22 protein-coding genes are annotated in these 24,051 nt (G+C 33.5%); 12 read left to right on the forward strand and 10 right to left on the reverse strand.

Going from position 1 to position 24,051, the window contains the following annotated elements; genetic code table 11:
* Window positions 1-205 precede the first annotated feature (205 nt).
* Window positions 206-2,113 carry a DEAD/DEAH box helicase gene (locus ACFS3A_RS02440; protein WP_379823740.1) on the reverse strand — a complete coding sequence of 636 codons (1,908 nt, stop codon included), beginning with the start codon at window positions 2,111-2,113 and terminating at the stop codon, window positions 206-208.
* Between the two features lie 204 nt (window positions 2,114-2,317).
* Window positions 2,318-2,896, reverse strand: a complete 579-nt coding sequence (locus ACFS3A_RS02445) for a non-canonical purine NTP diphosphatase (RefSeq protein WP_379823741.1) — start codon at window positions 2,894-2,896, stop codon at window positions 2,318-2,320.
* 76 nt (window positions 2,897-2,972) lie between these two features.
* Between ACFS3A_RS02445 and ACFS3A_RS02450 the strand changes: the two genes are divergently transcribed.
* Complete coding sequence (locus ACFS3A_RS02450; RefSeq protein WP_379823742.1) at window positions 2,973-4,751, forward strand: ABC transporter ATP-binding protein; 1,779 nt, start codon at window positions 2,973-2,975, stop codon at window positions 4,749-4,751.
* Here ACFS3A_RS02450 and ACFS3A_RS02455 read toward each other — a convergent pair.
* Window positions 4,732-5,115: a ribosomal maturation YjgA family protein gene (locus ACFS3A_RS02455; protein WP_379823743.1), complete on the reverse strand. Its 384-nt coding sequence runs from the start codon at window positions 5,113-5,115 to the stop codon at window positions 4,732-4,734. The genes ACFS3A_RS02450 and ACFS3A_RS02455 overlap by 20 nt on opposite strands.
* 212 nt (window positions 5,116-5,327) lie before the next feature.
* Here ACFS3A_RS02455 and ACFS3A_RS02460 point away from each other — a divergent pair, with 212 nt between their 5' ends.
* From ACFS3A_RS02460 to ACFS3A_RS02475, 4 genes are all read left to right on the forward strand, one after another.
* The gene (locus ACFS3A_RS02460) at window positions 5,328-6,530 is read left to right on the forward strand and encodes a glycoside hydrolase family 88 protein (RefSeq protein WP_379823744.1); all 1,203 of its coding nucleotides are present in this window, start codon (window positions 5,328-5,330) and stop codon (window positions 6,528-6,530) included.
* Window positions 6,508-7,233: a hypothetical protein gene (locus ACFS3A_RS02465; protein ID WP_379823745.1), complete on the forward strand. Its 726-nt coding sequence runs from the start codon at window positions 6,508-6,510 to the stop codon at window positions 7,231-7,233. The genes ACFS3A_RS02460 and ACFS3A_RS02465 overlap by 23 nt, the downstream gene beginning before the upstream one ends.
* Before the next feature lie 40 nt (window positions 7,234-7,273).
* A complete protein-coding gene (locus tag ACFS3A_RS02470; RefSeq protein ID WP_379823746.1) occupies window positions 7,274-7,678 on the forward strand; it encodes a hypothetical protein in 405 nt (134 codons plus the stop codon).
* 253 nt (window positions 7,679-7,931) lie between these two features.
* Window positions 7,932-8,363 carry a hypothetical protein gene (locus ACFS3A_RS02475; protein WP_379823748.1) on the forward strand — a complete coding sequence of 144 codons (432 nt, stop codon included), beginning with the start codon at window positions 7,932-7,934 and terminating at the stop codon, window positions 8,361-8,363.
* A 54-nt stretch (window positions 8,364-8,417) separates the two neighbouring features.
* Here ACFS3A_RS02475 and ACFS3A_RS02480 read toward each other — a convergent pair whose 3' ends face one another.
* Both ACFS3A_RS02480 and ACFS3A_RS02485 read right to left on the reverse strand, forming a co-directional pair.
* Window positions 8,418-9,932, reverse strand: coding sequence for an FMN-binding glutamate synthase family protein (locus ACFS3A_RS02480; protein ID WP_379823749.1), 1,515 nt, complete (start codon window positions 9,930-9,932; stop codon window positions 8,418-8,420).
* Window positions 9,933-9,968: 36 nt separating this feature from the next.
* Window positions 9,969-10,748, reverse strand: a complete 780-nt coding sequence (locus ACFS3A_RS02485; RefSeq protein ID WP_379823750.1) for an NYN domain-containing protein — start codon at window positions 10,746-10,748, stop codon at window positions 9,969-9,971.
* Window positions 10,749-10,947: 199 nt separating this feature from the next.
* Between ACFS3A_RS02485 and ACFS3A_RS02490 the strand changes: the two genes are divergently transcribed.
* The 5 genes from ACFS3A_RS02490 to ACFS3A_RS02510 all read left to right on the forward strand — a co-directional run bounded on the left by ACFS3A_RS02490 (window position 10,948) and on the right by ACFS3A_RS02510 (window position 16,416).
* The gene (locus tag ACFS3A_RS02490; RefSeq protein ID WP_379823752.1) at window positions 10,948-11,397 is read left to right on the forward strand and encodes an RrF2 family transcriptional regulator; all 450 of its coding nucleotides are present in this window, start codon (window positions 10,948-10,950) and stop codon (window positions 11,395-11,397) included.
* Window positions 11,398-11,419: 22 nt separating this feature from the next.
* Window positions 11,420-11,944: an azurin gene (gene azu, locus ACFS3A_RS02495; RefSeq protein WP_109192601.1), complete on the forward strand. Its 525-nt coding sequence runs from the start codon at window positions 11,420-11,422 to the stop codon at window positions 11,942-11,944.
* Between the two features lie 89 nt (window positions 11,945-12,033).
* Window positions 12,034-14,268, forward strand: a complete 2,235-nt coding sequence (locus tag ACFS3A_RS02500) for a nitric-oxide reductase large subunit (RefSeq protein ID WP_379823754.1) — start codon at window positions 12,034-12,036, stop codon at window positions 14,266-14,268.
* A 23-nt stretch (window positions 14,269-14,291) separates the two neighbouring features.
* Entirely contained in the window at window positions 14,292-15,023 is a 732-nt protein-coding gene (gene ric / locus ACFS3A_RS02505; RefSeq protein WP_379823755.1) for an iron-sulfur cluster repair di-iron protein, read from the forward strand.
* Between the two features lie 184 nt (window positions 15,024-15,207).
* Window positions 15,208-16,416, forward strand: coding sequence for a hypothetical protein (locus ACFS3A_RS02510; RefSeq protein WP_379823756.1), 1,209 nt, complete (start codon window positions 15,208-15,210; stop codon window positions 16,414-16,416).
* 420 nt (window positions 16,417-16,836) lie between these two features.
* Here ACFS3A_RS02510 and ACFS3A_RS02515 read toward each other — a convergent pair whose 3' ends face one another.
* From ACFS3A_RS02515 to nirK, 3 genes are read right to left on the reverse strand one after another with little or no spacing between them, the layout of a single operon-like run.
* The gene (locus tag ACFS3A_RS02515; protein WP_379823757.1) at window positions 16,837-17,439 is read right to left on the reverse strand and encodes an SCO family protein; all 603 of its coding nucleotides are present in this window, start codon (window positions 17,437-17,439) and stop codon (window positions 16,837-16,839) included.
* Window positions 17,440-17,455: 16 nt separating this feature from the next.
* Window positions 17,456-18,232, reverse strand: a complete 777-nt coding sequence (locus ACFS3A_RS02520) for a formylglycine-generating enzyme family protein (protein ID WP_379823758.1) — start codon at window positions 18,230-18,232, stop codon at window positions 17,456-17,458.
* 16 nt (window positions 18,233-18,248) lie between these two features.
* Window positions 18,249-19,664, reverse strand: a complete 1,416-nt coding sequence (gene nirK / locus ACFS3A_RS02525; protein ID WP_379823759.1) for a copper-containing nitrite reductase — start codon at window positions 19,662-19,664, stop codon at window positions 18,249-18,251.
* 276 nt (window positions 19,665-19,940) lie between these two features.
* On the opposite strand from nirK, the gene ACFS3A_RS02530 reads away from it, so the two are divergent.
* Together ACFS3A_RS02530 and ACFS3A_RS02535 are read left to right on the forward strand one after the other, a co-directional pair.
* Complete coding sequence (locus ACFS3A_RS02530) at window positions 19,941-21,200, forward strand: aminotransferase class I/II-fold pyridoxal phosphate-dependent enzyme (RefSeq protein ID WP_379823760.1); 1,260 nt, start codon at window positions 19,941-19,943, stop codon at window positions 21,198-21,200.
* A 123-nt stretch (window positions 21,201-21,323) separates the two neighbouring features.
* Window positions 21,324-21,809 carry a hypothetical protein gene (locus tag ACFS3A_RS02535; protein WP_379823761.1) on the forward strand — a complete coding sequence of 162 codons (486 nt, stop codon included), beginning with the start codon at window positions 21,324-21,326 and terminating at the stop codon, window positions 21,807-21,809.
* 97 nt (window positions 21,810-21,906) lie between these two features.
* On the opposite strand, the gene ACFS3A_RS02540 is transcribed toward ACFS3A_RS02535, so the two are convergent.
* Both ACFS3A_RS02540 and ACFS3A_RS02545 read right to left on the reverse strand, forming a co-directional pair.
* Window positions 21,907-23,025: a GTP cyclohydrolase gene (locus ACFS3A_RS02540; protein WP_379823762.1), complete on the reverse strand. Its 1,119-nt coding sequence runs from the start codon at window positions 23,023-23,025 to the stop codon at window positions 21,907-21,909.
* 37 nt (window positions 23,026-23,062) lie between these two features.
* Complete coding sequence (locus ACFS3A_RS02545; RefSeq protein ID WP_379823763.1) at window positions 23,063-24,031, reverse strand: transporter; 969 nt, start codon at window positions 24,029-24,031, stop codon at window positions 23,063-23,065.
* Between the last annotated feature and the right edge of the window lie 20 nt (window positions 24,032-24,051).

The raw sequence follows: 24,051 nt of genomic DNA on the forward strand, positions 1-24,051 counted from the left end.
TTGCAGTCTTGGAATTTAATTATAAGAAAATTAACAAAGGCTTCAGTATTGCTTTTTTGTATTAAATAAAAAGGGATAGGGAAGATTAAGTTATGGGGTTTCGAATTATAAATCATTTATGAAGACTAAAATTTCCGCCATAAAAAAATCCCAAGTTCCATTTGTATTTGGAATTTGGGATTTTGTATTTTAAGAAATAGAATGATTAATCTCTCCTTGATCTTCTTGGTCTTGAGCTGTCGCCAAAGTTTTCTGAACGTCTTGGGGCTCTGTCAGAACCACTATTTTCGTTTCTTGGAGCGGAACTTCTAAAACCACCTTCTCTTCTTGGAGCAGATGAATTTCTATCACTTCTGAATCCGCCTTCGCGTGAACCTCCGTCTCTTGAAGAGTTTCTGTCGCTTCTAAATCCGCCTTCACGTCTTGGAGCAAAGTTTCCTTCTCTTCTGCCAGAATCACGTCTTCCGCCACGGTTGTTGTGGTCACGTCTTCCGCCGCCATCATTTTTAGAAATTTCAACATTGATACGACGACCTTCTAATTGTACGTTGTTTAAAACGTCCATTACTTTGTCTGTGAATTGTGGGTCAGTATTGAAGAAAGAGAATCCTTCTTTTACGTCAACTTTAAAGATATCATCACGACCTAAATCTAATGTTTCTTTCAAGTAATCTTTTAATGACATCCAGTCGAAGTTGTCTCTTGAACCTATATTTACGAAATAACGAACTGCTCCGTTATTATTGAATTCTCTTGGCTCAGAATCACCTCTTTCACGTCTGTCTGAAGACTGAGTAGAAATATCTCTGTTCTTTTTGTAATAAGCGATGAAACGGTTAAATTCTACTGAAACCATTTTTTTAATCAATTCTTCTTTAGATAAATCTTCAAGAACATTGTTAATTGCTGGTAAGTAGTTGTCAATTTCGTGATCAACCTCAGTATCTTTAATCTTGTTTGCTAAGTGTAATAACTGAATTTCGCAGATTTCAATTCCGGACGGAATAGATTTTTCTTCGAATTTTTGTTTGATAATTCTTTCGATAGAAGAAATTTTACGTAACTCGCTTTTTGTAACAATTACAATAGAAGTACCTAATTTTCCAGCTCTACCGGTACGACCAGAACGGTGGTTGTATGTTTCGATTTCGTCAGGTAATTGGTAGTTTACAACGTGAGTTACATTATCAACGTCAATACCACGTGCAGCAACGTCAGTAGCAACAAGCATCTGAATTTGTCTTCCACGGAACGATTTCATTACTCCATCACGTTGCGCCTGAGATAAATCTCCATGTAACGCAGCGGCGCTATATCCATCTTCAATTAACTTCTCAGCAATAGCCTGAGTGTCTCTTTTTGTACGACAGAAAACTACAGAGAAAATATCCGGGTTAGCATCAGCTAAACGTTTTAGAGCTTCATAACGATCACGAGCGTTAACTAAATAAAATTCGTGAGAAACTGTTGATGAACCTGAATTTTTTGTTCCAACAGTGATTTCTAATGGTTCGCTCATGAATTGTTTTGCAATTCTCGCAACCTCTTGTGGCATAGTTGCAGAAAACAACCATGTGCTTTTTTCGTTTGGAGTATCTGATAAAATAGATACGATATCATCATAGAATCCCATGTTTAACATTTCGTCAGCCTCATCCAAAACACAGTAATCTATGTTTTTAATGTTAACTAAACCTCTGTTGATCATGTCTTGCATTCTTCCTGGAGTTGCCACAATAATTTGTGCTCCTCTCTTTATTTCTCTTGCTTGTTCTGTTATACTAGCTCCTCCGTAAACTGCTACCACATTAATACCTTTTTCGTATTTAGAGTAGTTTTTAAGTTCGTTAGTAATCTGTAAACATAACTCGCGTGTTGGCGATAAAACTAATGCTTGTGTATTTCTGTTGTCGGCATCAATTTTTTGAATTAGCGGAAAACCGAAAGCTGCCGTTTTCCCTGTCCCTGTTTGAGCCAACGCAACCATATCCGTGTCTTTTTCCAATAATAGGGGAATCGCCTTTTCCTGTACCTCTGACGGATTTTCAAATCCTAGATCTAAAATCGCCTTCAGTAACGATTCATTTAATCCTAATTGTTCAAATTTATTCATATGTGTTTTTAAAATAGGGTGCAAAATTACTGTTAATTATTCAGATAAACTAATGCAATTTCAAGAATTATGTATTTGTTATGATTTGATTATCAAAAAGTTACGATTTGAGTAAAATGATTTTTTGCAAGAAATCACGAATTTGCCCCAAAAACACGTCTTAAAATGTAAAATTTAAGTATTAAAATGTTGTATTTTAAACAATTATTTTGTGGCGTTCAGGAAATCAATTAGTTGCTGAACCGCTTTTCCGCGATGACCTATTGCATTTTTTGTCTCCAATGGCAGTTCTGCAAAGGTTTTGTCGAAATTTTCAGGTTTAAAAATTGGATCATATCCAAAACCATTAGTCCCCGTTTTGCTTAATGTTATTTCGCCTTTTGCAATTCCTGTAAATAAATATTGTTTTCCGTTAAGATTTAAAGTGATAACGGTTTTAAATTGAGCTTTTCTATTTTCTTCATTTTTTAATGCCTCAAGAAGTTTGTTCATATTGTCATCTGCATTTTTTTGCTCGCCTGCATATCGGGCAGAATACACTCCGGGTTCGCCGTTTAAAGCCTGAACTTCTAAACCAGTGTCATCTGCAAAACAATCATAACCATATTTTTTGGTTACATAATCTGCTTTTAAAATAGCATTTCCCTCAATGGTATCAGCAGTTTCCGGAATATCTTCAAAACAATTAATATCTTCTAAACTTAAAATTTTGATGCTTTCCGGAAGCATACTTTGTATTTCTGCGATTTTATTTTTGTTATTTGAAGCGAAAACGAGTTTCATAGCATTAAGTGTTTAAATGATTTTCAACACAAATTTAGAATTCTTATATTTGATATGTTACCTAAAATTCAAATAAATGCAATTATCAGTACTTTATAAAAAAATCCTGCCTTTTGTAAAGCCGTATCGAAAAATGGTAATTGCAACTTTACTACTCACGTTTTTAGGATCTTTTGCAGCACAGGTAAATGCTGTAATTTTAAAATATACAGTCGATACCATTAATAATTTGATGGTGGCGCACGAACCATTGTCAAAAGGATTTCATCTTTTGGGAATTATAAGTATTGTGTTGTTAACTAAAGAATTGGTTAATTCAGTCGTGCAATTTGGTCAGAAATTCTATGGAGAAAAACTCCGAATTTTTATTACCCGTGATATTTCTCAAACCATAGTCGAAAAAATTCTAAGCTACAGAATGGAATTTTACACTTCTGACGAAAATGAAAGTGGAAAACTTCAGACTAGAATTGATGCAGGAATTAGTAGTTTAACTCGATTAGTACAAAACTTTTTTATTGATATACTACCCTTATTTGCCAATGCTTTCGTGGCCTTGGTAATTATGTTTTATGCCAATGTTTATGTGGGTCTGGTAAGTTTGTGTATTGTTCCGATTTATTTTTACATCAGTCAGTTGCAGGCAACGAGATTAAGCGGATTCCGACGAAGAATGCGTAATTACCGCGAAACTAAAAACAACGGAATAATCAGTTTAATTGAATCGATAACAGTTATTAAATCTTTTGTCCGTGAATCTACAGAAGCAGATCGTCATGAAAAGATTCAGTATGAAATGACCGAAAATCAGTTGGCGACTCGTAAAACCAGTTTTATTTTTGAAAGTATTAAAAGTTTTGTAGAACAGATTGGAGTTGTGATTATAATAATTCTGACCGCTTATTTCGTTTTGAATAATCAAATGACAATTGGCGCCATTATGTTTCATATAATGCTGTTTAATAATGTTTCGTCGCCAATTAGACAGCTGCATCGTATTTATGATGAAGTAAATGATGCTTTAATTTATTCGGAAGGATTTTTTGATATTTTAGAAGCAGAGCACGAAACGGAAACCAGCGGTAATTATATTCCGGAAAAAATTGTTGGATTAATAGAAGTAAAAAATGTAGATTTTGTATATCCAAACGGAACTCAGGCATTATACGATATCAATTTTACGGTTAAACCGAATGAAACATCTGCTTTGGTCGGATTAAGCGGTGCAGGAAAAAGTACTATTATTAATTTGTTAGATAAATTTTATCTCCCATCATCAGGACAAATCTTTTTAGACGGAGTTGATTTAATAGATTACGATACCGATTTCCTTAGAAAAAACATCGGTTTGGTACTTCAGAAAAACCATATTTTTAAAGGAACCGTCGCGGAGAATATTTTATACGGAAATCCTGAAGCTTCACAGGAAGAAGTTGTGGAGGCTGCAAAACAGGCCTATATTCATGAACAAGTAATACAATTGCCAAAAGGATATGATTCTGATGCACATTTACTTTCAGGAGGACAGCAACAGCGAATTGCAATTGCAAGGCTTTTTCTTAAAAATCCGCCAATTATTTTTCTGGATGAGCCAACTGCAAGTTTAGATGCTATTGCAACCGAACAAATTAAAAAATCTCTGGATGCAATTAAAAAAGACAGAACCGTTATTATCATTTCGCATAGTATTTCTCAAATAATTGATGCGTCAAATATTATTGTTTTAGAAAAAGGAAGATGTGTCGAAAAAGGAACTCATGACGAATTGTATGACAATAAAGGAACCTACTATCAAATTTTTATGGCAATGGCCAACAGCTTAAACATTGATAAAATTACACAGACTTTCGATTGAGAAAATTCAAAGTAAATTTTTCTGCAATAAAAGCTATAAGGATTCCAAAAGTATATGCAATAATATCTTCCCATAAAAATCCCTGACCTAAAACATATCTTCCAAAAAGTGTTTTTCTAAGTTCGATCATCCATTCGCCTTGATATAATTGTAAAAACTCAATTCCGTAACAAATCAATAGAGAAAGACATGCAATTGAGATAGCATTTTTAAATGGAAGAAATATTCTAACTAAAAAATAAATCATTACAGCATACAGAAAATCTCCAATCCATAATGGTATAAAAGAAATTTTTCTGGAGAGGATTCCAAGAAAAATAATGGAGAGAAAAATTAAGGTGTAATAGATTCTTGGGTTTTTCAAGTTTAGAGAGGGTTTAGTTAAAAGCAAATTTATATTAAAATTCTAAAAGAAATTAAGTCTAGTTTGCCATTCCGAGGAACGAGGAATGACAAACTAAATCTTATGTTTCAAAATAGTACATCAATAATCCACTTTTAGGCATCTAAAAATACAAAACCCCAACTGATTCACTTTATTTCCTAAATTTATCGATTAAACAAACTATCGACCAAATGAATACTAAATTTTTTACCCTGATTACTGCTTTGTTTCTTTTAGGAAATCAAGGTTATTCTCAAAAAAACAATTCGTTTAATATTAAAAAACAGCTGGAATATTGCGCAGTGCAAGCTTCTAAAACATTACAGGTAATTCCAAATGACGGAACTTCTCCGCGAACAGTACCAAATGGAAGCAAAGAATGGAAATTTGTAGGCTATAAAGACTGGACAAGTGGATTCTGGCCTGGAGAATTATGGTTTTTATATGAGGCAACCAAAGATAAAAAATGGGAAAAAGAAGCAGATAAATTCAGTCGTTTTTTAACGCCTTTATCTGTTAGCAAAGCAGGCGATCATGATTTAGGTTTTCAGGTTTTTAACAGTTTTGGAAATGGATATCGATTAACCAAAAATCCGGAATATAAAGAAATTATTCTCAAAACTGCCGACACTTTGGCAACGCTTTTTAATCCAAAAGTAGGAACAATTCAGTCCTGGCCTCACAATAAAATGGGCGGCCATAATACGATTATTGATAATATGATGAATTTGGAGCTTTTGTTTTGGGCTTCAAAAAATGGTGGAAATAAAAATTTATATGATATCGCTGTAAAACATGCCGAAACTACAATGGCAAATCATTTTAGACCAGATAATACTTCATACCATGTCATAATTTATGATTACGAAACCGGTAAAAAAATAAAAGGAAGAACAGCTCAGGGATATAATGATGACAGTATGTGGGCGCGTGGTCAGGCTTGGGCGATTTACGGTTTTACAATGACGTACAGAGAAACAAAAGACGTTAAGTTTTTAGATTTTGCCCATAAATTAGCACGTGTTTATTTAGACAAATTGATTACAGAAGATTTAGTTCCGTATTGGGATTTTAATGCGCCCAATATTCCTAACGAACCTCGTGATGCTTCGGCGGCGGCCATTGTTTCGTCTGCACTTTTAGAATTAAGTTCATACACAAAAGACAAGGATTTAAAGGCTGAATATTTGACAAAAGCCAAAAAAATGATTGTTTCACTTTCTGATCATTATCAGAGTCATGATGTTAATTCTGCATTTTTATTACATTCAACGGGACATAAACCTGCAAATAGTGAGATCGATTGTTCTATAAATTACGCAGATTATTATTATCTTGAAGCACTTTTGAGACTTGAGAAAATAAAAAAATATGAAAAAAAGGCGAGTTCTTAGTTTTGCTCTCAGTTTTATTATAATTACGTTAGCTGTTCTTAGGGTTACTTTCGGAATAATTAGATTTGTTAATTATCACTCTCATAAAAATGATATAAAGAAGCCTTTTTTAGATATTAGTCCATATGTAATGACACTTGAGGAAGCTGAAAGAAGAACACAACAACATCTAGTAGATATAAAAAAGGCACGAGATACAATATCAAATACTATTTTATATCTAGATTATAATAGCTTAGATAAAATGTCCTTTGTAGATAAGAGAAATTACGGGCTGAATAAAGTAAAAAATGATTCTATACTTTTTATTGATTTTAATACTCAATTAAAAATTCCTAAGGATTATTATAGTAAAGAGAGTTACAATGATTCTTTGCGTGCTGCATTTAAATCAGTTGAAGATTTAAATGTTTTTATTTATACTTTTAAAGCTCAAGGTAATGTTGAAAGAAATTTTAAAAGTTTGAAAACCAAAAATGATTTAAAAAATTACAGACAAGAAGATATTGTAATTAATGACGAAGGTATTTCATATAAAATGTCTGAAAAGAATAAACAGTTTAGAGGTTATGTTTTTTATTTTCACAATAAGAAAGAAGAATCTTTAACTTTTTTTGAGTTTGAGAGTAATAAATTGTCAGGTAAAGAGTTAAAAATAAAAGCTTTTGAATTTTTAGCAGAAAATTTAAAGCAAAAAAAATAGAATTTAAAATGTTTCAGAACCAAAAAAGCAAATAAAAAGAATGAATAAAATAAAACAAATTTTGATTACAATTATTCTTGTAATGTCAATTGTAAGCTGTAAAAACACCAAACAAAAACTCCAGGAATATGTTGTAACTTATAATAAAACAATCGCTCCAAGTTTTAGGGCAGATGATGTAACGCTTACAACTGCTAGAGGTTATATAAATGATGATAAAATCGAACTGCGATTTGAAACCAATTTAGAGCAAAATGAAGCCAATAAGTCGGCTGCTGTAATTTCTTTTCCAAAATTGATAAAATTGATGATTGATAAAGATCAGATTCCGAGACAATTAATTGAGGAAGGTGTTCAGTTTGATGTTTATTTTCTGGCAGATGATAATACGGTTTTAGATAAAGAAATTTTAAAAGGAGAATCTTTAAAAGATTTTTTAAAATAAAACTCATTTTCAGTTCGTTTAATTCTTACATATTAGAAGTCTCTTTAAACTTGATTTAAAGAGACTTTTTTGTATTTGAGGTTTAGTGGTTAGTGTGTAAGGAGTGTTTTTATTCTTACAATTTTATATTTTTTATGGGTATAAATGATTTGTTGTCAAACGATTAAGAGTTGGTTTTTGTCGATTAAATGTTGTTTTTATGTTATAATTTAATTATGTTTGAGTTAAAAAATAACTATAAAACCAATAATTTATGAAAAAAATTACCCAAATCGCATTCGTGCTAACCTTCGCATTATTTTTAATCAGCTGTAAAAACACTAAACAGAAAATCCAGGAACATGTAAGTACCTACAATAATTCTTCTTCGATAAAAGGTCACGGAATTACAAGCACAGCAGCAAAAGCTTTTCTAAATGACAACAAAATCGAAATTAGAATTGAAACAAACCTGGAAGAAACAGATGAAAATAGAGCAGCCTACAAAGAATCATTTCCAGATTTGTTAAAAGAAATGATTAAGAATGATCAAATTTCAGCTGATTTAATTAATGAAGGAGTTTCTTTTGATGTTTACTTTTTAGCGTACAACAATGCTATTTTAGCACAACAGTTAGTAAACAAAGAAGAATTAGCAGTTTTAGAAGGAACTGCAGAGCCCAATAAAGAGACAGCAAAATTGTAATTAGAAATAGAAGTTAAAAAGCCTCTTCAGTTTGCTGAAGAGGCTTTTTTGTTTTTAGGAGAATTGCGTAACGTTTTTAAGGTTATCAGGGAAATACATGTCCGATAAATTAGCAAATTCATCGCCACGCATAAAAATATTAATATCTACATCTGCAAAACTACTTTTACCTGCCGCTGCCAAAAGTTCATTGGCTGAATGCAATGTGTTTTTATGAAAATGATAAACACGTTCTGACTTATCGGTTACAACCAAACCTTTCATCAGCATTTTATTTTGTGTTGCAACTCCAGTTGGACATTCATTGTTATGACAACGAAGGGCTTGAATACAGCCTAAAGAAAACATAAAACCTCTCGCACTGTTGCACATATCTGCGCCAAGAGCTACAGCATGTAAAATAGAATAACCGGAGATAATTTTTCCGCTTCCAATAATACGCATTTTATCACGTATTCCTAAACGAACCAAAGTTTGATTGACAAAGATTAAAGCTGGTTCAAAAGGCATTCCAACACCATCAGCAAATTCTAAAGGAGCGGCGCCAGTTCCGCCTTCAGCCCCGTCAACTGTTATGAAATCCGGATAGATATCTTCATTAATCATTTCCTGGCAGATGTTTTCAAATTCGGCTGTATTTCCAATACAAAGCTTAAAACCAATTGGTTTTCCGTTCGATAAATCACGTAATTGTTTAATGAAATGAATTAATCCTTTAGCATCAGAAAAAGCATGATGTCCAGGAGGAGAAAGAATCATAGTGTGTGGTACAACACCTCTGATTTTTGCAATCTGTTCTGTGTTTTTAGCCGCAGGTAAAACACCTCCATGACCTGGTTTAGCACCCTGTGAAAGCTTAATTTCGATCATTTTTACATTTGGAAGATTCGCTTTTTCAGCAAAATTTTCCGGGCTGAAATTTCCTTCTGCATCACGGCATCCAAAATATCCTGTACCAATCTGCCAAGTTATATCGCCTCCGCCGGCAAGATGAAATTCGGTTAAACCTCCTTCTCCTGTATTTTGGTAAAAGTTTCCTTTTTTAGCTCCAATATTGATAGCACGAACAGCATGTTCGCTTAACGAACCAAAACTCATTGCCGAAACATTAAATAAAGAAGCTGAATAAGGTTGTTTGCAATCTTTTCCTCCAACTAAAACACGAGGTAATTCTTCATTGACTTTTGCAGGGAAAATAGAATGTTTTATTCCTTCGTAGTTTTCGGTATTTAAGTTTAATTGTGTTCCGAAAGGCGTGGTCGAATCAATATTTTTAGCTCTTTGGTAAACCAAGGAACGCTGATTTCTAGAAAAGGGTTTTCCATCTGTAGATCTTTCAATAAAGTATTGCTGAATTTCCGGTGCAATCATTTCAAACAAATATCTGAAATAACCCAGAACGGGGAAGTTTCTTAAAATAGCATGTTTTTCCTGAGAGGCATTGTAAGCGCCTACAATTAGCAAAAGTGGAATAATAAATACGAGTAAATAACCTCGTCCTGTGTAATAGTAAATTGCAAGAACAATTAGAAACAATAAGAATCCGTAAATAAAGAATTTCTTTCTCATGTTTTTAAAAAATTAAATAGGTAATAAATGCGATAATTAGTTGAATCTTAAACGTACATAAACGTGTTTGATTCCTTTTTTGTCTGATTCTCTTTCATCAATCTCTAGGATATCAGTCAAAGATTTTAACATAGGTGTCAGTTTGGAATAACCATAATTTCGGGGGTCAAACTCCGGTTTTTTCTTTACGATCAAATTTCCAACATCTCCTAAGAAAGCCCAGCCATCATCGTCTTCTATATCTTCGATTGTGGCTTCAATTAGTTCAATAGTTTGTTTGTCGACTTTATGAAGTGCTTTTTCAGCAGGTTTTTCAACAGGTTTTTTGGTATCAGCAGCAGCAACTTTTGGTTTTTTCTTTTGAGTTGCTCCGTCCAAAACCTCAATATAAATAAATCGGTCACAGGCTACAATAAACGAATTTGGAGTTTTCTTTTCTCCAATTCCAATTACTTTCATTCCCGATTCGCGAAGTCTAATAGCAAGACGAGTAAAATCGCTGTCGCTGGAAACAATACAGAAACCATCTAATTTTCCCGAATACAGCAAATCCATTGCATCAATAATCAAAGCAGAATCCGAGGAATTTTTTCCAACGGTGTAGCTATACTGTTGAATAGGCGTAATGGCATGTTCCAGCAGAACGCCTTTCCATCCGTTGGCATTCGGTTTTGTCCAGTCGGCATAAATCCTTTTCGTTGTTGGTGTACCAAACTTTGCAATTTCTTCCATCATGCCTTTTACATTGCTGTAAGGCACATTGTCTGCATCAATCAGAACAGCCAGTTTTAAATCTTTTGAATTGCTTAACGGCATTATTTCAATATTAGAAATTAAGTATACTCAAAGTTAAAATTAAAATTGGTTTTTATAAGAATCGAATGATGAATTAGTACTTTTTGTAACACTAATTAGTTTCATTATAAATAATATTCGGCTGCTTAAAATTAATTAAAGATAAATTTGTCTTTTATGTAAAATCACTCTATCTTTGTAGAGAATTAATTAAAGATGTATGTTTTCAAAAGCGTGTGAGTACGGGATTAGAGCTTCTATTTTTATTGCAACCAAATCTTCTAAAGGAATTAGGGTTGGAATAAAAGATGTGGCAAAAGAAATTGATTCGCCAGAACCCTTTACGGCTAAAATCATGCAGATTTTAACCAAAAATGGAATCATACATTCGGCAAAAGGAGTAGGAGGTGGTTTTGAGGTTTCAAATGAAGCAGTAAAATCAATAAAATTAATCCAGATTGTTGATGCCATCGATGGTAATAAAATTTATAGCGGCTGTGGTATTGGACTAAAAGAATGCTCCGAGGAACATCCTTGTCCCGTACATCATGAATTTAAAAAAATAAGAGGCCTGCTTTTAGAAATGCTCACTAAAACAACTTTGGAGCAATTGGCTTCGGATGTAAAATCTGGGGATTTCTTTCTTAAAACATTTAATACAAACGATTAACATTTAATAAATTATCTTAAAAATGAATACAAAAACCAAAATTTCAGTACTAATCTTAATGGGATTTTTAGCAGTTACTTCTTGTGGTAAAAAAGAAACGGCTCCGGCTGATCAAACAGAAACAACTGAACCGTCTACAGAAGGAGAAGCAGCTCCAGTAACGTCAACTGAAGAAAATGTATTAGTTATTGAAGGAAATGACCAAATGCAGTTTAATACCAATGAATTAAAAGCGGTTGCCGGAAAACCAATCAAATTGACTTTGAAACATGTTGGGAAAATTCCAAAAGAAGCAATGGGACATAATTTAGTGATTTTACAAGAAGGAACAGACCAAGCTGCTTTTGCACTAAAAGCAAATGACGCAAAAGCAACTGATTATATTCCGGAATCTGAAAAAGCTTCTGTAATTGCTCACACTAAATTGTTAGGTGGCGGCGAAGAAGATACAATCGAATTTACAATTGATAAAAAAGGTTCTTATCCATTTATCTGCTCTTTTCCTGGTCACGTAGCCATGATGAAAGGTGTACTAATTGTTGAGTAAATAACAAAGACTCCAAATACTGGAATAGGTTTGGAGTTTTTTTAAACACTAATAAAAGATAAAATTGTCTTTTATTGAATTAAAAAAAGATGAAAAGAGAAAAAAAATTATGGATTGTTTTTGCATTGGTAATGAGTGTCTCATTTGCAGTGCTGGGCTATTATGGATATGAAATTTATCAGCAGGCGCCTCCGGTTCCTAAGGAAATAGTTTCAGATTCTGGAAAAGTTATTTTTAGCGAAAGCGAAATTAAAGACGGACAAAATATCTGGCAGAGTATAGGAGGCCAGGAAGTGGGATCGATCTGGGGACACGGCGCCTATGTTGCCCCAGACTGGACCGCTGATTGGCTGCATAGAGAAGCGGTTTTTATACTGGATCTTTATGCACAAAAAGATTTTAATAAAAAGTATGAGCAATTAGATGCTGAAAAACAATCGGCTTTGAAGGTTAGATTGCAGAAAGATGTAAGAACTAATCGTTATAATCCTGATACAGGATTTCTTACGATTTCTGAAAATCGGGTTGCGGCAATCGAAGGTTTAAGCGAATATTATAAAGGTCTATTTACGAATGATCCTAAGTTCGATAAGTTGAGAGAAGAATATGCCATTCCGAAAAACTCGATTAAAGATCCTGAGAGAATGCATAAAATGAATGCCTTTTTCTTTTGGGCAACTTGGGCAACAGTTACCAATCGTCCTGATGGAGATATTTCGTATACACACAACTGGCCGTCAGATGAATTGGTTGGAAATACTGCCACAACCGAACTTTTAGCTTGGTCTGGAGTAAGTATTATTTTATTGATTTTGAGTGTTGGAATTTTAGTTTTCTATCACGCCAAATCGGGAGAGGAAGAAGAATTTCCGCTTCCAAAAGAAGATCCGATTATCAAGCAGGGAAAAACAAAATCAATGGGCTTGGTTGTCAAATACTTTTGGATTGTCAGTTTATTGATGGTTTTACAAATGGTTTTCGGAATCATTACAGCACATTACGGTGTTGAAGGAAATGGTTTGTACGGAATTCCAATTGATCAAATTCTGCCATATGCCGTAACACGTACCTGGCATACGCAATTGGCCATTTTCTGGATTGCAACGGCTTGGCTGGCAACGGGATTGTATATTGCTCCGGCGGTTTCGGGTAAAGATCCTAAATTTCAGTGTTTTGGAATCAACTTCTTATTTGTCGCTTTACTAATTATTGTTTTAGGTTCAATGGCTGGACAATGGTTTGGTGTAATGCAAAAACTGAATTTAGTTCAAAATTTCTGGTTCGGACATCAAGGTTACGAATATGTTGATTTAGGTCGTTTCTGGCAGATTTTCCTTTTAGTTGGATTGTTTTTATGGCTGGCTTTAATGATTCGTCCGTTACTTCCGGTTTTGAAGAAAAAAACAGAAGAGAAAAACTTAATCATTTTGTTTTTAGTTTCTTGTACTGCAATTGCGATGTTCTACGGAGCGGGATTAATGTGGGGAAGGCAAACCAATTTAGCAATTGCAGAATATTGGAGATGGTGGGTTGTGCATCTTTGGGTGGAAGGTTTCTTTGAAGTATTTGCAACGGTTGTAATTGCATTCTTATTCGTTCGTTTAGGATTATTAAAAACGAAAACTGCGACCTTAAATGTGCTTTTTGCGACAATTATTTTCATGTCGGGAGGAATTTTAGGAACATTCCATCATTTGTATTTCTCAGGAACACCAACGGCAATTATGGCTTTGGGAGCAACATTCAGTGCTTTAGAAGTTGTGCCTTTAACTTTAATCGGATTTGAAGCGTATCAAAACTATAAAATCTCAAAATCAACACAATGGATTGCCGATTACAAATGGCCAATTTATTTTATGATTTCTGTAGCCTTTTGGAATTTCCTCGGAGCGGGAATCTTTGGATTCATCATTAATCCACCAATTGCATTGTATTATGTGCAAGGCTTAAACACAACGCCTTTACACGGACATACAGCTTTATTTGGAGTGTACGGAATGCTTGGAATTGGATTGGTGTTATTTGTATTAAGAAGTTTATACCGAAACGTAAAATGGAATAACAAATTGCTTAAAATCACTTTCTGGTCATTAAATATTGGTTTATTCCTGATGGCAATTTTGAGTTTACTTCCAATTGGTGTTTGGCAGGCAATTGAAAGTATTAGTCACGGAATGTGGTACGCACGTTCTTCAGAATTAATGCAGCAACCAGCAATGATTACGCTGAAATGGCTTCGTGCTATTGGAGACTCAATCTTTGGAATCGGATTTATTACAATGGCTTGGTTTGTATTTGATCTGACATTAAAAAACAAAAAATAAAAACACATTTAAAAATAAGAATCATGGAAAATTTAAAAAATAAAACAATAGGATCGTTCGTAGCGGATGATTTTAGAACGGCTGCAGTTTTCTCTAAGTACAGAATAGATTTTTGCTGTAAAGGAAACCTAACCGTTACGGAAGTTTGTGAAAAACAAAACATTGATGCAGATGCTTTATTAGAAAACGTGTTACAAGTGTCACAATCAGAAAACAACGGAAGTATCGATTTTAATTCCTGGCCTTTAGATTTATTGGCAGATTATATCGAGAAAACGCATCATCGTTATGTGGAAGAAAAAACAAACGTTTTGCTTCCGTTTTTAGACAAACTGTGTAAAGTTCATGGAGCAAATCATCCTGAATTATTCAAGATTAATGAATTGTTTATTGGTTGTGCAGGCGAATTGTCACAGCATATGAAAAAAGAAGAATTGATATTGTTTCCTTTTGTAAAACGAATGGTAAAAACCAAAGAATCGGACGGAATTTTGCATCAGCCATCTTTTGGAACCGTTTCAAATCCAATTGCAATGATGATGCACGAACACGATAATGAAGGCGAACGTTTTAGAGCAATTGCCGAATTGACCAATAATTACACGCCACCAGCAGATGCTTGTACAACTTACAGAGTGACTTTTGCGATGTTGAAGGAATTCGAAGCAGATTTGCACAAACACATTCATTTGGAAAATAATATCTTATTTCCAAAAGCGGTTGTTTTAGAAAAAGACTTTGTTGAAGTAGAATAAAGGTTAATTTTATTAATTCGAAAAGCACCGATAACCTATCTGAAAAATGATAATTATCGGTGTTTTTTATTTAAGGAAATGTTTTAAACCATATAAGTAATATAAGTTCATTTTAGCCAAACTTATAATTTCTTATATTACTTATATGGTTTAATAATTTTTTATAGGTTTAAAAATTTACAATATGAATTCTCAAAAAACCTGGATACTCTGTTGTTTTTTTAATTTTCTGATTGCCTGTGTTTTCGGATTATTAATGCGTTTTATGTATCTGTTTCCTTTAGATTTTCTGAACTACAGTTTTCTGCTTCATGCGCATTCACATGTTGCCATGTTGGGCTGGGTTTATTTGATCGTGTATGTTTTGGTTGTTCATTTTTTTATTCCGAAAGAAAAAAGTCAGAAACCAATTTACAATCGTTTGTTCTGGCTAACGGAGTTTTCAGTTATCGGAATGATGATTGCTTTTCCAATTCAGGGATATGCTTTGTTTTCGATTGTATTTTCAACGATGCATATTTTATTGAGTTATGTTTTTTGCCGTTTGGTTTGGAAAGATTGTTTCAGAGATAAATCTTCGTCACAAAAACTTTTATTGACTTCCATTTTATTTATGATTTTGTCTACTTTCGGCGTTTGGTGTTTGGGTCCAGCTGTAAGTACACTAGGAAAACAAAGTGCTTTTTATCAGATTGCGATTCAGTTTTTCCTGCATTTTCAATTTAATGGCTGGTTTATAATGGCAATTTTAGCTTTGTTTTTAAAACAATTTCAAGATAAAATTGATGAGGTAAAATTTAAGAAGTTTTATGTTCTAATGATTGTTTCCACAGTATTAACAGTTGCTTTTCCAGTCCGTTGGTTTATCGAAAATAATGTTTTGAACTATATCAATGCTTTAGGCGTTTTGATTCAATTAGGCGCTTTTATTTATTTTTATAAAATGCTAAAACCTCAAATAAGTCATTTTAAAAGTACTTTAGATGAAACCACAAAACTAGTTTACGGTTTAGCTTTATGTTCTCTGTTTTTGAAAGTTGGAATTCAATTGCTTACTATTTTTCCAAATTTGGCGGAAGTTTCACATCAAATTCGAAATTTTGTAATTGGTTTTATTCATTTAACGACTTTAGGAATTATTACTGGATTTTTGTTTGGAATTTTATTGCAGCATAAAATGCTTTCTGCCAATTCTTCAATATTAAAAATAGGAGTAAAGTGTTTTATTTTCGGATATATTTCAACTGAATTTTTGCTTTTTTTGCAAGGCTGGTTTTTCTTTTTTGGAGAAGGAACAATTACATTTTATTACCAAAGTATTTTGATCTTCAGTTTATTTCTGGTTTTGGGATTAGTTTTAATGATGAGTTCAATAACTAAGCGAAATTTATAGTGGCTTAGTAAATAGTCCCAGCGGGACGAAATATTTATAGCTTTTTAATTATAAATCAAGATAAAAGCCCCAGCGGGGTGACATGTTTTTGGGCCAAATTAAACCAGAAATATATCGCTCCGCTGGAGCTTTTAAACTAAATGGGCAATGTAATATTATCTATAAATATATCGCTTCTCCGAAGCTAACAGTAAATTATAAATAAAAAACAAGAGCCAATTTCTGCCAAAATCAAACTCTTGTTTCTTACTAATCAACCTATTATTTGCTGTTTTTTTTACACATAGAAACATAGTTTTGGTGTACTTAAAAAAAGACGGTTCATTAATGCACACAGCTATGTGTTAAAATCTAGATTTTTTAAAATTATCTTATTCTACTTTCTAAAAAATCTATGTTTCTATGTGTTTACAAAAAAAGCTATATTTTTTTTGCTTCCTGATTTATTACTTCAATAGTTTTTTCATTGTTTACGCCTAAACCTTCCTGCTGAAAAACCAATTCTCCTTCTGGATTAAAAACACTGATAATATTCGAATGCGAAAAATCAATTGGAGATATTTTTTTATAATTAACAGCCAAAACCGCTGCAAACTCTCGTGTGTTTTCTTCTGTTGAACGAAGAAAAATCCAAGGATCCTGATTCATTTTATTTTCAATTGCAAACGATTTTAATCTTTCAGGTGTATCGGTGTTTGGATCGATGCTGACTAGAATAAGTTTTACTTTTTGTTTGTATTTTTTGTCCAATTTTGATTCAATATCGCGCATGTCTGCAACTAATCTAGGACAGGCAGCTTTGCAACTCGTGTAAATCATGACCATGACCAAAACATTTCGTCTAAGGGATTTTAACTCAATATCTTTTCCATCCTGAGTTGTCCATTTTGAAGGCAGATTATAAATTGATAAATCACTGATTTCTTTTTTTGTTTCTGATTTGCTTTCTGCTTTTATGTCGGCCTTTTTACAGCTGTAAAGAGATAAGACAAGAGCGAGAAAAACAATTGTTATTTTTTTCATTTCAAACTAATTTAAATTAGATTTTTGGTTTTGTTGTGCTGGCGCATCTAAAGCCAAGATTTCTTGTGGAATATTGTGCTTTCAAACTTCCTCTGAATGCGTAACGCATAAAAGCGGCGTAATCCATTAAATCGGATGCATTAACTGAGGCGCCTCCGCAGAAGAGGTTTTTGTCATTGCTTTTATCTTTTCTCGATTCTCCTGATAAAAAAATACTGTTGAAATCAGATGTCCATTCCCAGACTAAACCGTGCATATCATAAACGCCCCAATAATTCTTGAACGTTTTACCAATCTCATTCTCATACGTTCTCGATTTTTCATACCAAGATAAAATATATTCGTTGAATTCTTTTTTGGTTCTGGCATCTATTTTTTTGGTGTCCGCCATTGCTACATATTCCCATTCGTCCATTGTGGCTAATCGTTTGCCTTCGCATTCGCAGTATTTTTTAGCAGCAAACCAAGAAATGCCTGTAACTGGCGAATTTGGTTTTACATTTCCAAAATCAAAATCGGTTGCCCAATAAGACAAATAACTTTTATCAGCGAAAATTCCTTTAATTTTTGATTTTTGATAGGAAGGATTTTTTTTGACAAACTCTAAAAACTCACTATTGGTAACTGGATAAATGTCTATGTAAAAGGACTTGACAACTACAGGGTTTTTAGAAACAGCTCCATAAAGAGGGACAAAAGATCCCTCTTTAATGAAAGCCATTCCTTTTTCCTGCGCCTTCATGACACTAAACACAGAGAAAAAGAGAGTTAGTATGAAAATGTATTTTTTCATGCTGCTTGTTTGCTGTTTATCTTAATGCCTTCACCATTTCTGGCGTAACTTCAGTTTTATTATTTCCCCAGCTATTATAAATGTAGGTCAGTACATTTGCGATTTCGTCATCAGATAAGTTCTGAGCAGGCATAACGTTGTTGTATTTTTTACCGTTAACCGTTACTTCTCCGGTTAAACCATGCAGGATTGTTTTGATCGCACGTTTAGAATCGGCATTTAAATAATCTGATTTTGCCAAAGGAGGAAAAGTACTTGGAATTCCTTGTCCTTCAGATTGATGACAGGCGAAACAAGTTGTTCCAAAAATTTCTTTACCAATATTGATTTTCTCGGCAATAGTTCGTTTTGGGATTGCTGTTTTTGCAGTTGATCCACCCGGCATTTTCTGAATCGTTCCACCTTCAGGCAGATAAATGCCTTCTTGAATAGTTCCAGAATAGATGTTTTTGTTCTCCTTTCCTTCCACTTTCAACATTCCTAAAGCGCCTTTATTAAATGCTCTAAAAATAGAGTGATCTACCAAAATAAAAGTTCCAGGAGTTTCTACTTTAAAATCTACAATTGCAGCACCTCCGGCAGGAATCAGAGTCGTTTGCACGTTTTTGTTAACTGTACTTCCGCCTTCAACGTGTACATTGTCAAATATTTCTCCAATTACGTGGAAAGAAGAAACTAAATTCGGTCCACCGTTTCCAACATACAAACGAACTGTTTCACCCACTTTTGCTGTTAATTCTCCGCCATTTGTTAGAGAACCTACTTTTCCATTAAAAACAACATAATCGGGTGTTTCTTTAACGGCTTTGTTCATGTCAAACGGCTGAAGACCTTTGGCTCCATATTCCCCTTGAGTATAAAAATCGCCCTGCATTACATAATATTCTTTGTCAACAGGAGGAAGTCCGCCTTCGGGTTCAACCAAAATCAAACCGTACATACCATTTGCAATATGCATTCCAACAGGAGCTGTAGCACAGTGATACACATACAATCCAGGATTAATTACTTTAAAGCTAAATACTTTTTCATGTCCAGGAGCTACTAGGGAAGAAGTCGCTCCACCACCCGGACCCGTTACGGCATGTAAATCGATGTTGTGAGGCAGTTTATTGTCAGGATGATTTTTTAAGTGAAATTCAACTTCGTCGCCAACACGTGTTCTGATGAAACTTCCCGGAACAGAACCGCCAAATGTCCAATACGTATATTTTACGCCATCAGTCATAGTACCTTCCTGTTCTTTGATTTCCATGTTTAATTTCAATTTCATGGCGGTTCTGTTTCCAACTGGCTTTGGAACATGAGGTGGCGATGTAAGCTCGGCTTCCATTTCGCCTTCGGTCATAATATCGGCATAATTATGCGCTTCCTCTTTTTTACAGCTTCCTAATAAAAGAAGCATAAAAAATGAACAAAATAACATGTTCATTTGGATTAAAAATTTAGTATTTCTTTTCATATTACTTGGGTTTTGTTTTCGTTTTTAATATGAATCAAAAATAAAAGACAATTTTATCTTTTATTATGACAAAAATCATGTTTTCAGATATTTTTGGTACTTTTTTCGGGAATTATTTAAGGTTAAATCTTGTTAAAAAAAACGTGCAGATATTTTTTGAATAAAAATAAATGACACTCTGAATTTTAGAATAATAATGATTATTTTTGCTCGCTGATTAAGTTAAAAAAATTACTACACTATATTATGGTAAAAGATTTATTCGAAAGAATTCAGGACAATAAAGGACCTTTAGGAAAATGGGCTTCTCAGGCAGAAGGTTATTATGTTTTCCCAAAGTTAGAAGGAGAGTTGGGTCCTAGAATGCAATTTCACGGAAAAAATATTTTAAACTGGAGTTTAAATGATTATTTAGGTTTAGCAAATCATCCGGAAGTTCGTCAGGCAGATACAGATGCGGCAATTCAGTTTGGTGCAGCTTATCCGATGGGAGCTCGTATGATGTCTGGACACACTACGTACCACGAACAATTAGAAAATGAATTGGCTGAATTCGTAATGAAAGAATCTGCTTATTTATTAAATTTCGGTTACCAGGGAATGGTGTCTATTATTGATGCTTTGGTTACTAAAAATGATATTATTGTTTATGATGTCGATTCACATGCTTGTATCATTGATGGTGTTCGTTTGCACATGGGTAAACGTTTCACATACAAACACAATGATTTGGAAAGTATGGAGAAAAACTTGCAGCGTGCTACTAAAATGGCAGAAGAAACCGGAGGAGGAATTTTATTCATTACTGAAGGTGTTTTCGGAATGCGCGGACAGCAAGGAAAATTAAAAGAAATTGCAGCTTTAAAACAAAAATACAATTTCCGTTTATTAGTTGATGATGCACACGGTTTTGGTACACTTGGTAAAACAGGAGCCGGAGCAGGCGAGGAACAGGGAGTTCAGGATCAAATTGATGTTTACTTCTCTACTTTTGCAAAATCTATGGCTAATATTGGTGCTTTCGTAGCAGCTGATAAAACAGTTATCGATTATTTGAAATACAATTTACGTTCTCAAATGTTTGCGAAAGCATTACCAATGATTCAGACAATTGGTTCATTGAAACGTTTAGAGTTATTGCGTAAATCTTCTGCGATTAAAGATAAACTTTGGGAAAACGTAAATGCATTACAAAGTGGTCTTAAAGAAAAAGGATTTAATATTGGAGATACCAATACTTGTATTACACCAGTTTACTTAGAAGGAAGTATTCCTGAAGCGATGGTAATGGTAAACGATTTAAGAGAAAACTATGGTATTTTCCTTTCCATCGTGGTATATCCGGTTATTCCAAAAGGAATTATTTTGTTAAGAATGATTCCAACGGCTTCTCATACTTTAGCAGATATCGAAGAAACTTTGACAGCTTTCGAAGCAATTCGTGAGAAATTAGTTAACGGAACTTATAAAGAAATTGCAGAACGTACAACTGTAGACGTTTCGTAATGACTTAAAAAAATAAATTCTCAAACATGGGAATTATGTAAAAAAATCCATTCTTGCAAAGAATGGATTTTTTTTTATTTAAAGTAATTTTATTTCATAATCAACAAAATAAAAAAGACAAGTATGAAAAAAGTTACAACAATAGCGGCTCTAATATTAATCGTTTTTGCTTCCTGTAAAAAAGAAACAACTACGACAGAGCCTGTGCAAATTACACCAAGTCCGCCAAAAGAGGCTGAAATTGTTGAACCTGCCGGAGATCAATGTTATGCATGGAGATCAAACGGAAGTGTGATAGAAATGAGTTTTAATGTAAATTCTCATCAGGAAGTAAACGGAAAATTAAGCTATAATATAGTAGGGAAAGATAAAAATGAAGGAAGTTTAATTGGAAACATGAAAGGAGATACTTTAATCGCCGATTATACGTTTAGTTCTGAAGGAGTTTCTTCGGTTAGAGAAGTTGCATTTCTTCAAAAAGATGGTGCTTTTATAGAAGGTTACGGTGATGTAGTTGAAGCAAATGGTAAATTTACTTTTAAGGATAAAACGAAATTGAAATATGATGCAAAAAATACATTGACAAAAGTCGATTGTAAAGTAGAATAAATGAAAGTGACTATGAAGTTAAAAACCATTCGTTTGGGGGCGAATGGTTTTTTTGTTTATGGAAACTGCTCACTGAAAACAGTGACTGAATACTAAATTATAAGTTCTTCAAATAAGTTTTTCTCTGGCAGTGAATAGTTGGATCGAAATTTTTCCAAAGTAAATGAATGGCATTATTTTCTAATAACTCTGGTGTTCTAATGCAGTTTTGGATTCCTTTTTCAGAAAATGTTTTAAAATATTCATCAAAAATAATAGCTGTAACACCTTTGTTTTGGTATTCCGGATGAACTCCAATAAGATAAAAAACAACATCTTTACTGTGTTTTCTTGCTTTTAATAATTGTAAAAAGCCAAACGGAAATAATTTACCTTTTATCTTTTGTAAAGCTTCTGTGAAACTTGGCATTACAATGCTAAAAGCTACTAAATTATCATCTTTATCCACTACAAACTTAATGTATTCAGGATTGATAAAACTGATGTATTTTTTTTTAAAATATTCTTTTTGAACATCTGAAATCGCTACAAAAGAAGCCAGTTTTGCATACGTTTCATTAAACAAATCGAACATTTTGTCTACATGAGGCATAATGTCTTTTGTTTTGGTGAAAGTAAGTGATTTTAACTCATAACGTTTTTTGATTAAGGCTTGTGCTTTCTGAAAAAACTCTGGTTTTACATTCGAAAAAGGAAATATACTTTCAATATATTGTTTTTCAATCTGAAAACCTAATTGTTCCAAATGCGTTACATAATAGGGATGATTGTACCAGGTTATCATGGTTCCAACCTGATCATAACCTTCTGTTAAAAGTCCAACTTTATCCAGATTCGAAAATCCCATTGGACCTTCTGCGTGTTCTAAATTGTGTTTTCTTCCTAATTCAAAAACTTTATCCAATAAAGCTTTTGTTACTTCAATATCATCAATAACGTCAAACCACCCAAAACGCACTTTTCTTTTGTGTTGGTTGTTAACCTCAGACCAATTAATGATAGCCGTTATACGCCCCACAATTTTATTGTCTCTGTAAGCCAGATAGAAATAAGCTTCCGCATTGTCAAAAGCAGGGTTTTTGGTTTTGTCAAAAGATTCTAATTCATCTGCAATAATAGGAGGCACCCAATATGGATTGTCCTTGTATAAGGAAAAAGGAAATTTAATATATTCGGTTAATTCTTTTTTGCTTTTAGCTTCTTTAATTGTGATCATTAATGTGATATTGAGTATACTCTTTTAATTATTAATTTTATTCGTATTTGGCCTTACGTCTTCTTTCTTTTTCCTGATAATCGACACTTTTTTCGTTATCAGGGTTCTTTTTAGCTCTGTCTTTATTTTTAGCTTCTATTACTTTGTCTTTGTACCAGCCGTCATAACGCCATGATACTCCAACTCCTCCGTACAATACAGAAGGCGTATTTTTAAAATTTGTACTTATGGAAGCATCAACCTGCATATTGGAAGAAAGAAGATAAGCTGCTCCGCCGCGAATAATAGAGTCGCTGTAAAAGTCGCTTTTATAGCCTTGATTTTCAACAAAACCGGACCATTTATCATTAAAACCGTGCGTCAAAGTTAATACATATCCGTAACTTGGGTAATCAGTTCCGATATAATCTGCAATAATATTGGTTACAAAAACCCAGGATCCCCCTCCTAAGATGTTTTGAGTAATCAGGGAAACTTTTGGAGAAACAGCTCCATCCGGAGAAAAATAATACGGATTATTAGCTCCAACAAAATTAGCTCCTGCGAAAACGGAAACAGCCGGAATCAATTCGCGCCATTGAAAATTACGATTGGCTTTGTAGCTGTAAATATTGACTTCTCTTTTGTAGTTTTTATATGGATCATAAATAAGGTATTTTGCACCTAAAACAGTTTGCTTAAAATTGTTTTTCTTATAACTGGTGTAAGGAGTGTCATAATTTGACATTTGATATTGAACATCAAATATAAATTCTAATTGTTCTAAAAATGCGCCATATCGAAGCGTAAAATCGGTTCCTAAACCGCTGGCATCATAATCTAATAAATCATGTTTTTCTTTAATGCCGTAAAAGCCAAGTTCACCTTGAATTACAGATTTTCCAACACTATAAGCTGACATGGTTTCGCCTGGACGATTGGAGTTTATAACATCAGTATATTGTGCAAAAAAGAGTTGTGGAATAAAAAAAAGTACCGGGGCGAGTAAGTTTTTAATTTTAAACATATAATTTTTTTTGGGTTAAA

The organism is Flavobacterium notoginsengisoli (assembly GCF_042686225.1).
GTDB classification, from domain to species: Bacteria; Bacteroidota; Bacteroidia; order Flavobacteriales; family Flavobacteriaceae; genus Flavobacterium; species Flavobacterium notoginsengisoli.